This is a genomic window from Mesorhizobium sp. (assembly GCF_005063415.1).
Classification (GTDB): domain Bacteria; phylum Pseudomonadota; class Alphaproteobacteria; order Rhizobiales; family Rhizobiaceae; genus Mesorhizobium.
Window position 1 is genome coordinate 1 of the sequence record NZ_SUEG01000014.1, and the last position, 11,578, is coordinate 11,578.

Annotated in this window: 16 protein-coding genes; 7 read left to right on the top strand and 9 right to left on the bottom strand. The window is 61.0% G+C overall.

Annotated elements, in window-relative coordinates:
• The 3 genes from E5W70_RS06295 to E5W70_RS06305 form a co-directional block, all read right to left on the bottom strand.
• Positions 1-470, bottom strand: a 470-nt coding sequence (locus E5W70_RS06295) for an ATP-binding cassette domain-containing protein (protein ID WP_292655530.1), incomplete at its 3' end; no start/stop codon positions are given.
• 133 nt (positions 471-603) lie between these two features.
• Positions 604-1,452 carry a MetQ/NlpA family lipoprotein gene (locus E5W70_RS06300; protein WP_292655388.1) on the bottom strand — a complete coding sequence of 283 codons (849 nt, stop codon included), beginning with the start codon at positions 1,450-1,452 and terminating at the stop codon, positions 604-606.
• A gap of 346 nt (positions 1,453-1,798) precedes the next feature.
• Positions 1,799-2,098, bottom strand: a complete 300-nt coding sequence (locus E5W70_RS06305) for a DUF1236 domain-containing protein (protein WP_023677114.1) — start codon at positions 2,096-2,098, stop codon at positions 1,799-1,801.
• A 204-nt stretch (positions 2,099-2,302) separates the two neighbouring features.
• On the opposite strand from E5W70_RS06305, the gene E5W70_RS06310 reads away from it, so the two are divergent.
• Entirely contained in the window at positions 2,303-3,019 is a 717-nt protein-coding gene (locus E5W70_RS06310; protein WP_292655532.1) for a DUF1236 domain-containing protein, read from the top strand.
• 99 nt (positions 3,020-3,118) lie between these two features.
• Here E5W70_RS06310 and E5W70_RS06315 read toward each other — a convergent pair whose 3' ends face one another.
• A complete protein-coding gene (locus E5W70_RS06315; protein ID WP_292655391.1) occupies positions 3,119-3,361 on the bottom strand; it encodes a polymerase in 243 nt (80 codons plus the stop codon).
• Positions 3,362-3,597: 236 nt separating this feature from the next.
• Entirely contained in the window at positions 3,598-4,152 is a 555-nt protein-coding gene (locus E5W70_RS06320) for a DUF4142 domain-containing protein (RefSeq protein WP_292655393.1), read from the bottom strand.
• Positions 4,153-4,397: 245 nt separating this feature from the next.
• Between E5W70_RS06320 and E5W70_RS06325 the strand changes: the two genes are divergently transcribed.
• Positions 4,398-4,628, top strand: a complete 231-nt coding sequence (locus E5W70_RS06325) for a hypothetical protein (protein ID WP_292655395.1) — start codon at positions 4,398-4,400, stop codon at positions 4,626-4,628.
• A 179-nt stretch (positions 4,629-4,807) separates the two neighbouring features.
• Here E5W70_RS06325 and E5W70_RS06330 read toward each other — a convergent pair whose 3' ends face one another.
• Positions 4,808-5,119, bottom strand: a complete 312-nt coding sequence (locus E5W70_RS06330; RefSeq protein WP_292655398.1) for a hypothetical protein — start codon at positions 5,117-5,119, stop codon at positions 4,808-4,810.
• 324 nt (positions 5,120-5,443) lie between these two features.
• On the opposite strand from E5W70_RS06330, the gene E5W70_RS06335 reads away from it, so the two are divergent.
• Positions 5,444-5,608 (top strand): DUF3309 family protein, encoded by a 165-nt coding sequence (locus tag E5W70_RS06335; protein WP_023677107.1) that lies wholly within the window; start codon positions 5,444-5,446, stop codon positions 5,606-5,608.
• Between the two features lie 293 nt (positions 5,609-5,901).
• On the opposite strand, the gene E5W70_RS06340 is transcribed toward E5W70_RS06335, so the two are convergent.
• Entirely contained in the window at positions 5,902-6,099 is a 198-nt protein-coding gene (locus E5W70_RS06340) for a hypothetical protein (RefSeq protein WP_292655400.1), read from the bottom strand.
• A gap of 499 nt (positions 6,100-6,598) precedes the next feature.
• Between E5W70_RS06340 and E5W70_RS06345 the strand changes: the two genes are divergently transcribed.
• Both E5W70_RS06345 and E5W70_RS06350 read left to right on the top strand, forming a co-directional pair.
• Entirely contained in the window at positions 6,599-7,330 is a 732-nt protein-coding gene (locus E5W70_RS06345) for a Crp/Fnr family transcriptional regulator (RefSeq protein WP_292655535.1), read from the top strand.
• A gap of 170 nt (positions 7,331-7,500) precedes the next feature.
• Positions 7,501-8,028 (top strand): ferritin-like domain-containing protein, encoded by a 528-nt coding sequence (locus E5W70_RS06350; protein WP_292655403.1) that lies wholly within the window; start codon positions 7,501-7,503, stop codon positions 8,026-8,028.
• A 138-nt stretch (positions 8,029-8,166) separates the two neighbouring features.
• Here the strand turns inward: E5W70_RS06350 and E5W70_RS06355 are convergent, their stop codons facing one another.
• Both E5W70_RS06355 and E5W70_RS06360 read right to left on the bottom strand, forming a co-directional pair.
• Entirely contained in the window at positions 8,167-9,165 is a 999-nt protein-coding gene (locus E5W70_RS06355) for an ATP-dependent DNA ligase (protein ID WP_292655406.1), read from the bottom strand.
• A 30-nt stretch (positions 9,166-9,195) separates the two neighbouring features.
• Complete coding sequence (locus E5W70_RS06360) at positions 9,196-9,363, bottom strand: hypothetical protein (protein ID WP_023677102.1); 168 nt, start codon at positions 9,361-9,363, stop codon at positions 9,196-9,198.
• Positions 9,364-9,589: 226 nt separating this feature from the next.
• Here E5W70_RS06360 and E5W70_RS06365 point away from each other — a divergent pair, with 226 nt between their 5' ends.
• On the top strand, positions 9,590-10,294 hold the full coding sequence (locus tag E5W70_RS06365; RefSeq protein WP_292655410.1) for an MgtC/SapB family protein: 705 nt from the start codon (positions 9,590-9,592) through the stop codon (positions 10,292-10,294).
• Positions 10,295-10,440: 146 nt separating this feature from the next.
• Positions 10,441-11,578, top strand: a 1,138-nt coding sequence (locus E5W70_RS06370) for a DUF763 domain-containing protein (protein WP_292655412.1), incomplete at its 3' end; no start/stop codon positions are given.

The following is an 11,578-nucleotide window of genomic DNA, read 5'->3' on the forward strand; positions in this document are numbered from 1 at the left end:
CGCTGTTTCTGCCCGCCCGAAAGCGATGCCGGATAGGCTTTCGCCTTCTCCGACAGGCCGACAAGCTCGAGCAACTCGGCAGCGCGCGCCAGGCGTTCGGCCCCGGGCCGGCCTTCGATCTTGAGCGGCAGCGCTACATTGTCTTCGACCGTCTTGGCGGACAGCAGGTTGAAATGCTGGAAGATCATGCCGATGCGCCGGCGCAGCGGCTGCAATTCGCGCTCGCCGAGCCGGCTGATGTCGCGGCCTTCGATGAAGACCTGTCCTGTATCCGGCCGCTCCAGGCCGTTCAGGCAGCGTATCAGCGTCGACTTGCCGGCGCCGCTCCGGCCGATGATGCCGAGGATCTCGCCCTGGCGTACGCTGAGCGATACGCCGTCGAGCGCCGCCGTAGCGCCGAAGCGGCGCTTCAGCTCGATGAGGCGCACGACATCGTTCGATCCCGCGGCACGGTTGCCGGCGGAATGCATGACTTCGGCAACCGGGGCGAAATGCTGGTTCATGAAAGTTCCTGTTTTGGTGTCCCGCAAACGCGACCGCGGTCCGCGTTGGAGCGCGGACCGCTTTATCATGCCGGGCTTCAGCGCCAAGTGGAGCTCGGTATCAATAAGCGCTGATGCCGGTTCCCTTGTAGACCCGGTCGAATTCGGCCTTCACCTTTTCGTTCTGATAGGAGGCGACCAATGTCTTTACCCAGGGCTGGTTTTCATTGCCGGCCTTGACCGCGATGAAGTTGCGGTAGGGATTGTCGGCCACCGCCTCCTGGGCGATGCGGTTCTCCGGTGTGAGGCCGCTTTTAAGCGCCCAATCCGTGTTGACCACGGCCCCGTCGAGATCTTCCACCGAGCGCCCGACAATGCCGGCGTCAAGCTCCTTGACGACCAATTTCTTCGGGTTTTCAGCGATGTCGGTGGTCGTCGCCAGAATGCCGGTGCCTTCCCTGAGCTTGATCAGACCCTCGCTCTGCAGAACGCGCAGTGCGCGGCCCTCATTGGACGGGTCGTTCGGCACGCCAATGACGGCGCCTTCGGGCAGGTCGGCAATCTTCGCGTACTTCTTGGAATAGAGGCCGATCGGCCAGACCCCGGTATAGCCGGCCGGGACGATGTGATAGCCCTGCGTCTTGATCTGGTTGTCGAGATAGGGCTTGTGCTGGAAGGCGTTGGCGTCGATTTCGCCACGCTCGAGTGCTTCATTCGGCTGGGTATAGTCGTTGAACACCACGGTCTCGATCGTCAGCCCCCTCTCCGCCGCCTGGGCGGTGACGACGCGCCAGACGTCCTCGTCCTCGCCGCTCATGATGCCGACTTTGACAGCCGTCTTGTCTTCGGCGAACGACGGCGCAGCAAGGCCGACAATCGCAACCGCCGACGCGAAAAGTACAGCCAGACCGGCGCGCCGGTTTATACTTGCGGAGAGAAATGAGAGCAAAGTGTTGGTGTTCCCAGACATGATCTATCCCGTCGGTTCTGAAGTCGTTGCGGCCAGGCGGAGTGCCAAGCCTTGCCGGCATCATCGGGAATGCTGATCGTCGGATCAAAGCACTGTATTTCCCGCGAAATGCGAAGCCAGGAATATTCTCTCAAAGTTTCGGGCTTGGCGAGCACAGGGCGTGCTGGGATCATGCGTTATAAGCCAATGCTGGTTCAGAAATTGTCCGGACGTCGTCTCCGCTACGAGGCCCGCCGTGCATCGGAACGGCGGGCCTTTCTGCACTCGAATTGCCCAGCACGGGCAGCAGTTTGGGATGTCGACAATGCTGGACGCGCCGCATGTCCCTTCAAAGCGACGCGCTTGCTCATTCGATGACCTTCACGATCCTGCGCGTGCCAGGATCGACCAGGACGGTCCGATTGTCGACGACGACATAGCGGTATTTGACGTCGGGAACCTCATGAAGCTCGACGGTATCGGGCAGGGTCGAGCCGACATTGAGCTCCACGCCGGGAAGCTGGACGGACGCCAGAGGCTGCTTTTTCACATACTCGCGTACGATCGTCTCCTGCTGCGGTTCGATGACCACGTCCTGAGCGGCAGCGGCGCCAATACCCGCAAGCAGCAAGAACCCAGCCGCGGCTGCCGAAAGATGCATTCTCATGATCGTCTCCTTTCGTCGTGAGCCACCTCTGCGCTGCGCCGCGTCATGCCGTTCGCAGCGGGGTCGCTATAGGCCGGTAACGTCATCAGGTGGAGCTTGTTCCGCCACTCGGATCGCTTGCCGTTTCGCTCCACTGGTTTGGAACAAAATTTTTTAGCCGCAGTTTTACGCGGTGAAGGGACGCATTTTCCAAGGAGATCTCTCATGAAAGGCGTTCTGATCACCAGCATGCTAGCAATCAGCGTCAGCTGCGGAGCTGCACTTGCCCAGACGCAGCAGTCGACCGACGACCAGTCCGGCACCAATTGCGCAGCCGGCGCTGCCAATTGCCAGAATGGCGCCAAGATGGACGAGCAGGCTCAGGGCAAGGCCGGCGCTGCGACTGATCAACAGGCGCAGGGCAAACCGAAGCTGAAGACCGACGAGCAAGCCCAGGGCAAGGCCGGTGCTACGACTGACCAGCAGGCCACGGGCAGCACCAAAATGAAGACCGACGAACAGGCCCAAGGCAAGGCCGGAACCACCACTACCGAGCAGGCCCAAGGCAACACGAAAATGAAGACCGAGGAGCAGGCTCAGGGCAAGACTGGGACCACGACCACCGAGCAGACTCAGGGCAATGCCTCGACGCAGACGCAAGACCAGAGTTCGACCGCTTCCATCAACAATGTGACCGTTGAACAGAAGACGGAGATCACGCAGGTCATCAAGGAGACGAACGTCCAACCCGTTTCCAGCGTCGATTTCGACATCTCTGTCGGCATCGAGGTTCCGCGGAAGAAAGTCCGGCTGCATCGTCTGCCGGCGCGCATCGTCAAGATCGTTCCGGCTTACGAAGGCTATGAGTATTTCGTGCTCGCCGATGGCCGGATCGTCATTGTCGACCCGAATACCTACAAGATCGTGATTATCCTGACTTAGTTGTGGCCAGACGGTTTGATTGAACCAAAGGGTCCGTCGCGCAGGTCGCGTGGCGGGCCTTTCCGCATCTCCTCGCTCCGCGTCTGCTGCAATCGCAGATCATGGTCCGTCCTCGGGGCGAGGAGTGAGCACGGTGTGATCGATGGTGTCGGGCAGGCATGGACTGGGCACGCAGCTTGTTCGGACTGACGCGGTGGTCATGGCATTGATATCCGTAACCAGCACCATTCTCGCGTAGTGCCGCGGCCACAGCGGCTCTCCAAACAGGACGAAGACGCCGCCAACCATCAAGGCCAGCAACATGAGTGCCGTAACATTTGCAAATATCTCGCCGTAGCGCATGAAGGCAGCCTGTCCCGTTCGGAAAGCGATTTCAGCCCGTGACAGCGGCGCCGAAACCCGGCGCTACTATCCTTGAGGCCTCGCGAATGCCGCCTTCCATTGGATCCTCCCCGAACAAGCCGGATAAATAACGGCACTCTCGGTGCTTTGTTCCCGGCCGTGCGGCCGGACGACAGCCGCTTCAAACAGGCCGTGTGTGGGGCGGCCTTTCGTTTGCAAAAAGGCACTCTTCGCTCTCATTGATGCGCGGCAGCGAGGTCCTTGACATGACGTTCGTGCATTTGCAGCACCGGCAGCGTCTTCTTGGCAAACTCCTTCATCGCCGGATCGTCGCCGGAATTTGCGTAAGCGGAAAACAGCGCCACCGCTTCCTTATGCGCCTGGGTCTGCATGTCGATATATTTCGATTGGAAGCTGTCACCGCTGGCCTCCTTGAGTTGGTCGAGCAGCGCCTGGTGCTTGGTGTCCAGCGACGGGCCGGCTGGCGCGGTGGCCGAAGTCGTCTGACCCCTGCTGAGCGCCGCCTTGAAGTCCTCCCCGGCCTTGGTGTGGTCCGTGACCATTTGCGCCGCGAATGCCTTCACGTCGTCGGCAGCCGCCTGCGTCTGCGCAAGTCGGCTCGATTCGATTTCGAATGTATTGGCGATGGGCACGGTCTTGACGAACGTCGCGGTGTCAACCTTGCTAATGGTGTCGGTCGTTAGAGGCGTCAGTGTCGCCGATTGAGCAAAAGCAGCCAAAGGCGCGCCGGCCATCAGCGCTGCCGCAGTGATGGATAGAAGTGTTTTCATGGAAGTTCTCCGAGGCCGATGTCATCCCTCCGATGGCTCAACGCGGAAGCTGCGGCGAGGTTGCCTGGTCGCGGCGGCCACAGCCGCCGCCACGCCAAACAACGGTTTGGAAACGCAAAACAAAAGACGCCGGCTGCGTCCTGCAAAGTGCAACGCAAGCCACGAGATCGTACGGAATCGTACAAGCTCTTTCGCTTTGCCGCAGTCTTGCTATCGTTGGCTGGGAGAGATGGGTGGAGGCTTCCGTGGGGCAGATCAAGTCGCCGCTTGGAATCGGTATTGATACCGACAAAGCCGTCCATATCGTCATGGCCGACTACCATTCGGGCGATATTCTCTCGACCACCGTAGTCATAGCCGATTTGCGCAAACGCTTTCCCTGGTTCCGGCAAACCGACGAGGAACTGGTTGGCTTCATCGTTCGGGCGCTGGACGGTCGGGATATCGCAGTCAGCTTCGACCACCGCGGTCGTTAGAGCGGTTCATCGTTTCACGGAAACGCTGAAACGCTCTATCTCTTTGTTTGACGCAATTCCGGACGGAAAACCGTTTCACACTTTTTCTGGAATTGCTCTAGGCGGCTGATCTTGCGGCAAACTAACGAGGCCGCGGAGCCTATGCTCCGCGGCCTCGTCAGGCTGTCATCACCGGGCGCTTACTTGCCGCAGTGGTTGTCGTTCACCGTTGGCGCCATCGTGCCCGGAGCCTTGCCGGTCGCATCGGGCAGAGCCCCCTGCGGGCCTGGCGGGCAATTCCGGTCGGCATTCGAATTCGTCGTTGAGAAATCGCGAATGCTGTTGGTGATGGTCGAATCCGTGCTGGTGTCAGGGCCGCCATTATCCGGAACTACGACCGTCCGCCCGCTACCGTCGGCAGCGGCTCCGGAGGGGTCGCCGACGTTCTGGGCCATCGCTGACGTGGCCAGACCGATCGTAAGCGCCGAAGCTGCGAGAATTTTCGTGAGCATGATGCTTCTCCTTTTTACGAGGGTCGTCGCGTTGCGACTACGAAAACAACCGTTCGGGCTGGCGAAGGTTCCGACAAATTCCCCATGAAATTCAGCATGTTCTCAGGTGTTCAAGGTGGCCGGCCCGCCATTCTCCGCGGGCACGCTTCTGTGGACTTTTCTAACGGCACAGCCCGGCATTTTGCTCGCCGCATGAGCGTACGCCTTACCGCCCGCCGGAACAGGAATGCTCTTTGCGAGTTCATACCTTTGTACGTTCATACCTTTGTACAATGCGACGCGCTGATGCGAATGGCGGCAGCGCAAACAAGGAGAGCAGACATCATGGGCCTTGGAACCATTCTTATCATCATCTTGGTCCTTGCCTTGCTTGGCGGCTTCAGCGGCTTGGGCGGCGGACCGTTCTATGGCACGGGCTATTACGGTGGTGGCGGCCTCGGCCTGGTGCTGCTTATCGTCATCATCCTGGTCCTGCTTGGGCGCATTTGATGCATGTCGCGCAAAAGCATGCCCTCGGGCTTGACCCCAGGGTGTGCAGCGGTTTTGTGATAACGACATGCATAAAACAGGAACCTAATGCGCATCGCATGAGGGCCGGTCAAACGCGACGCGCTTTAGTTTCACGCTCGCGACAAAAACGCCTGCCGCTTGGTAACAAGCGCCGGGCGTTTTGTCGTGAAGAGACAAGATTTCCAAGATCCTTGGCCAACCAGGATCCCTGGCTAAAAAGGGCGACCCGGTGCCGAACCTTTCGGCACCGAGGACACCACCATAGCAGCAGCTTAGTGCTGGCGATCGGCGGCCAGAGCTTCTTTCAGATCGGCGCTGAGCACACCCTCGTTGAACAGCGACATGATACGGGCGGCCAACCGCTCGCGGACAGGACTGTCGTCCGCAACACCCAACTCGCGGCAGCAGTCGTCGAGGGCTTTTTTCAGCACGCTCAGTTCGGCTGGAGTTGCTGCACCTTGCATCGACATGCCATCCTCCCTTGAAAAAGGGCGAAAGCGCGAAGCGTCTTTCAAGCGTCCACTCGCCATGTCTGTGTGGACGACTCCAATTCAATTAGCGCCGCTCTCGTCCAAACTCAATGTACGGAAATTACCAAGCAGACAGTTTGGGAACGACTGCCTTGCACCTGCATTGTTGCTGCGATCCAACCCACCCCTCATTTGGATCATTGGGCGTAGCCCACGACGCCCGAATGGAGCCCGTTGCATCCCTCGCGACGGGCTCTTTCGCGCCCGATGTCTCAATTGTCGTTTTCGTACCAAGCCGTCGTTGGTACGTTTCCAACTCTAACTTTCAGTCGGATGTTTTCGTAGGCAAGCGGCAGGAGAAACTGCCGTGCATCGATTCATTTTTTTATTTAGTAGGCTCCATACCTTTGAGTGCTTATATAAGCGTTATCGTCCGCAGGTTATACCGGGCGCGGACGGCTGGGAGACAAAAAGCTCTTGCCCTGTTTTGGGGCTAGCTATGTCTGATCCAGCAATTTCCAATAAAAATCTATACAGAAACAAGCTGTTGCGCCGGATGAGCGCCGGCGATTTCGCATCTCTCGAGCCGCACATCGAGCGCTGTTCGCTGGAGTTACGGCAATCGCTCGAAGTGTCCGGATCGCCGATCGAGGCCATTTATTTCCTCGAGGACGGCATCGGTTCGGTGGTTGCGAAAATGCCGAACGGCAGCGATGCGGAAGTTGGTCTTGTCGGCTTGGAAGGTATGACCGGCTCGGCCCTGATAATGGGCGACGACCGTACGGTCCATGATTGCTATGTGCAGCTGGCAGGAGAAGCCGCCAGGATCGACGCCGAGCCGTTCAAGGCGGCGCTGACGCAAAGCCCGACGCTGCGGCTGTTCTTGCTGCGCTACGTGCAATCTCTGCATGTCCAGACTGGCTATACGGCGCTGGTCAACGCGCGATCGAAACTTGAAGACCGGCTGGCGCGCTGGCTGCTCATGTGTGACGATCGGGTGGACGGCGGCCGGCTGACGATCACTCACGAATTCCTGTCGATCATGCTTGGCGTAAGGCGCCCGGGCGTCACGGTCGCGCTGCAGCTGCTTGAGGGGCGAGGGCTCATCCGGTCCCGCCGCGGCGAAATTATCATCCGCGATCGCGATGGTCTCGTCGCACTGGCGGATGGCGGCTACGGCTTGGCCGAGGCCGAATATACCCGCCTGGTCGAGCATATCGGCGAGCGCTGACGGCGCTTTCCTCGCCGATTGCTGCCGCAGGTCGAGGCTCCTTGCGACACTACACGGCGGGTCCGAAAAAATTTTCAAAGCTGCCGGACCGTCAGGGAACTTGTTTCCCGTCGGTGGGTTATCGGACGCCTCCACTTTGCGAGGCGGCACCAACCATTCGGGAGAGGATCATGGCGACCACGAAAAAGGCCGCGAAGGCGGCAAGCAAGGGCCTTGAGGATCTGTTCCTCGACGGGCTCAAAGACCTCTACTACGCCGAGAAGAAGATACTGAAAACGCTGCCCAAAATGGCCAAGGGCGCCGAGTCGGAAGAAGTGACCGCCGCCTTTGAGAAACACCGCATGGAAACCGAAGGACATGTCGACCGCCTTGAGGAGGTGTTCGAGAAATTCGGCAAGCCAGCCCGCGGCAAGACCTGTCCGGCGATCGACGGCATCATCGAAGAGGGCTCGGAAGTGCTCGAGGAGTATAACGGTGCTCCCGCGCTCGACGCCGGGCTTGTCGGCGCGGCGCAGGCTGTCGAGCATTACGAGATCGCTCGTTACGGCACTTTGATCGCGTGGGCGGAAGAACTCGGCAAGAGCGACGTTGTCGAGCTGCTCAGGGCAACTCTCAAGGAAGAGGTCGCGACCGACGAAGCGCTTTCCAAGCTCGGCGAAAGCGGTGTCAACGAACGCGCAATGCAAGAAGCCGCTTGATCTACCAGATCGCCTCCGAGCCTCGGCAATGGATTGCCGAGGCTCGGCTAGTGCGGCGAACCAGCGAATTCTGCATTGGTTCCGTCGTCGTCGGCAGGACGGGGCAGCAAGAGCTTGAAGCGATGCCTCGGGACGGACTTACTCGATCTGCTCGAACGTGCATTGCCGGGGCTGCTTGTCCGGCCGCCAGCGCAACAGCTTGGTTCCGTGCCGGAACCGGTCGCCTGTCACATGGTCGAAACGAACCTCGACCACCAGTTCAGGCTTTATCGGTTCCCATTGTCCGCTGCGCTCCGTGCTCCAGCGGCTTGGTCCGCCCGGCGCCTTGCCGGTGAAACCCGGTTTGGCCCGCAGTTTTTCCAGCCGTGTGGTCAGCGCCGCCCTGTCGTCCTTGCCGATAGTCGAGGTGAAGCCGACATGGTCCAGCCTGCCTTCGTTGTTGTAGAGGCCGAGCAGCAGGGATCCGACTTCGTTGCTGCCGGCGAGATAGCGAAAGCCGCCGACCACGCAATCCGCAGTGCGCAGCCGCTTGACCTTGACCATGGCGCGCTCGCCGGGCCGGTATGCCCCGGCGATCAGTTTTGCAACGACACCGTCGGTCGAGCCGTGGCCGGCGCCCTGCAGCCAGCGCTCGGCGGTGGCGGTGTCGTGCGTATATTTGGACAGGTGCAGTTCGGGCCGTGCCGCCGACGCGACAAAGGCCTCAATCGCCTGCCTCCTGGTGGTGAGAGGCGCTTCGATGATGATCCTGCCGCCGGGTTCGGCCAGCATGTCGAACAGGACCAGCATGGCAGGCGTCTCCAGGCTCAACTTGCGGATCCTGCTTTCGGCTGGATGAAGGCGCATTTGCAGGGCCTCGAACGAGGACGACCCGTCGACCTCGATGACGATCTCGCCGTCGGCAACAAACCGTCGCGAGTTCACATAGCGCAGCACCGCGACCAGTTCGGGAAAATAGCGGCCGAGAGGCTTGCCCGATTTTGCACGCAGATCGACGGCATCGTCGCCCTTGAACACGAGGCAGCGAAACCCGTCCCATTTCGGTTCGTACTGCCAAAGCCCGTCACCGCCAGGAATTGCATCGGCGGCTTTGGCTTCCATCGGACGAAGGTCGAGCGGCAACGGAAATGCGGTCATGGCTGGTCCGCGCCGCCGCTGAGGCATTCGCTACCGCCGTCGGCCATTCCCCTGCGCCCCGCTTTCCCGCCTCGGCACCTTGCGGCCGGTTTGGTCGGGTGAAGGCGACCGCGGATCGACCTCGTCGGACCCACCGATCTCCTTGGTGATGCGATAGGCCAGATAAGCGACGGCTCCGGCAAGCAGCAAGCGGACCATGACTGCAAATCCTTCGTTGGCGTGAACCCACCAACCCGCAGGCCGAAGGTTTTGTTCCGCCGCTGCCCATCGCCGGGGTGAATCGTCGGCGGCGCAACCAAAATCCAAGCGCATCGTTTGTTGCTTATCGACGAAAAGAATTTGCGATGAAGACGCTCTTGCCCTTGTTCGCTTTGACCCTGGCGCTATTCCTGGCCAGCAGCGCTTGGCCTGACGGGTGACCGCGATGCTCCTCGTTGCTCCGGTCTGGCAGGACATCGCGGCACGACTGCTTCTGACCGCGCTCGCCGGCCTGTTGATAGGCCTCAACCGCGAGGCGCGCGGGCACGCGGCGGGGCTACGCACCACCGTGCTGGTCGGATTGGCCGCCGCCATCACAATGATCCAGGCCAGTATTCTGCTCGAGACCGTTGGCAAGCACCCGGATTCGTTTGCATCGATGGACGTCTTGCGCTTTCCGCTGGGCGTGTTGACCGGCGTCGGCTTTATCGGCGGTGGCGCCATTCTTCGCCGCGGCAATCTTGTCAGCGGCGTCACCACGGCGGCCACGTTGTGGGTGATGACGGCGATCGGATTGGCTTTCGGTGGTGGCCAATACGGCTTGGGCGCGGCCGGCACGGCGCTGACGCTGGCCACCTTGCTGGTCCTGAAATGGGTGGACCTTCGAATGTCGCGCGAACACCATGCCCAGTTGGAACTGACGTGGAAGGCCGCGGCTCGACAGGAGCTCGATGCGCTCATCGGGCCGCTTGGCTACCAGGCACGCCTCGTCGCAATAGAGCGGCGCCCGGATCTCACGGACCCTGTATTCTCGTTCGAGATCAGTTGGAGGCGGCCGGACACTGGGGCACCGCCAATGGATCTGCTGGCATCAGTAGGCGAGCATTGTGAGATCCAAAAGTTTGATCTCCTCAGCGAGCCTGCCCGCTAGAGCAATTCCAGGAAAACCGTTTCACACTTTTCCTGGAATTGCTTTAGCGGCTTGCAACGATCGCGGCCTGAATCAGGCCATCGCTTCTTCGCGACGCTTTCGATACCTATCTGTCGAGGCAGGACTCAAGGAGCGAGCAAAAGAGCGTGGCACAGCGATCGGGAAGTGCTGATCTCCCACTTCACGGCGGGCGCGTGCCGAAATGGCTCGGCGACCGCATGACGCGGCTTGGCGCGGTCATGTGCGAGGCGATCATCCACCATTACGGCCGCGATGAACTGCTGCGCCGGCTGGCGCATCCGTTCTGGTTCCAGTCCTTTGGCGCCGTGATGGGGATGGACTGGCACTCTTCCGGCATCACAACCAGCGTCGTCGGGGCGTTGAAGCGCGGCCTGTCGCCACTTTCCGGCGAACTCGGCATCCACGTTTGCGGCGGCCGCGGCGCACATTCGCGCAAGACCCCGCACGAGCTTGCCCTGATCGGCGAGCGTGTCGGCCTCGACGGGCAAGGCCTCGCGACGGCCAGCCGGCTTGTCGCCAAGGTGGACAGCGCCGCGATCCAGGACGGTTTCGATCTCTATCTGCACGGCTTTATCGTCACCGATGACGGCAAGTGGGTGGTGGTGCAGCAAGGCATGAACGGCGACAGCAAGGTGGCGCGCCGCTATCACTGGCTGTCCGAGGGCCTGAAGAGCTTTGTCGACCAGCCGCATGCCGCCATCGAAGGCGCCAACCAGGGCGAGATCGTCAACCTGACCGACCGCCGCGCCGAAGCGTCGCGCCGGGGACAACTGGACCTTCTGCACGACCTTGGACCGGATCGCATCGTGAGGGAGCTTGCCGCTTTGGAGCGGGGCTCGGCGCCAGCGCCGGAGCCGGCACAAAAGCTGCTGCCGCATCTGGTGATGCCGGCGCACCACGATGTACGCGAAAGCGATGTCGTCATGCGCCGCCTGCACGGCAACATCGCGGCGGCGGCCGAGCGCGGCCCGAAAGATTTCGCCGGGCTTCTCCTGGTGCCCAATGTCGGCGCGCGCACGGTGCGGGCGCTGGCGCTGGTCGCCGAAGTCGTGCATGGCGCGCCGTGCCGGTTTTCCGATCCAGGCCGTTTCTCGCTGGCGCATGGCGGTAAGGACAGGCACCCGTTCCCCGTGCCGCTGAAGGTCTATGACGAGACGATCGGCGTGCTGAAGTCGGCTGTCCAGAAGGCCAGGCTCGGCCGTGACGAAGAGATCGGCGCGTTGCGGCGGCTGGACGACCAGTCGCGGCAGGTCGAGCGCTATG

Excerpts from the sequence above, each read along its gene's own strand:
- E5W70_RS06355 (WP_292655406.1), bottom strand. The coding sequence starts at position 9,165 with ATGACCGCATTTCCGTTGCCGCTCGACCTTCGTCCGATGGAAGCCAAA.
- E5W70_RS06350 (WP_292655403.1), top strand. The coding sequence starts at position 7,501 with ATGGCGACCACGAAAAAGGCCGCGAAGGCGGCAAGCAAGGGCCTTGAG.
- E5W70_RS06300 (WP_292655388.1), bottom strand. The coding sequence starts at position 1,452 with ATGTCTGGGAACACCAACACTTTGCTCTCATTTCTCTCCGCAAGTATA.
- E5W70_RS06320 (WP_292655393.1), bottom strand. The coding sequence starts at position 4,152 with ATGAAAACACTTCTATCCATCACTGCGGCAGCGCTGATGGCCGGCGCG.
- E5W70_RS06310 (WP_292655532.1), top strand. The coding sequence starts at position 2,303 with ATGAAAGGCGTTCTGATCACCAGCATGCTAGCAATCAGCGTCAGCTGC.
- E5W70_RS06365 (WP_292655410.1), top strand. The coding sequence starts at position 9,590 with ATGCTCCTCGTTGCTCCGGTCTGGCAGGACATCGCGGCACGACTGCTT.
- E5W70_RS06330 (WP_292655398.1), bottom strand. The coding sequence starts at position 5,119 with ATGCTCACGAAAATTCTCGCAGCTTCGGCGCTTACGATCGGTCTGGCC.
- E5W70_RS06315 (WP_292655391.1), bottom strand. The coding sequence starts at position 3,361 with ATGCGCTACGGCGAGATATTTGCAAATGTTACGGCACTCATGTTGCTG.
- E5W70_RS06335 (WP_023677107.1), top strand. The coding sequence starts at position 5,444 with ATGGGCCTTGGAACCATTCTTATCATCATCTTGGTCCTTGCCTTGCTT.
- E5W70_RS06360 (WP_023677102.1), bottom strand. The coding sequence starts at position 9,363 with ATGGTCCGCTTGCTGCTTGCCGGAGCCGTCGCTTATCTGGCCTATCGC.
- E5W70_RS06345 (WP_292655535.1), top strand. The coding sequence starts at position 6,599 with ATGTCTGATCCAGCAATTTCCAATAAAAATCTATACAGAAACAAGCTG.
- E5W70_RS06305 (WP_023677114.1), bottom strand. The coding sequence starts at position 2,098 with ATGAGAATGCATCTTTCGGCAGCCGCGGCTGGGTTCTTGCTGCTTGCG.
- E5W70_RS06340 (WP_292655400.1), bottom strand. The coding sequence starts at position 6,099 with ATGTCGATGCAAGGTGCAGCAACTCCAGCCGAACTGAGCGTGCTGAAA.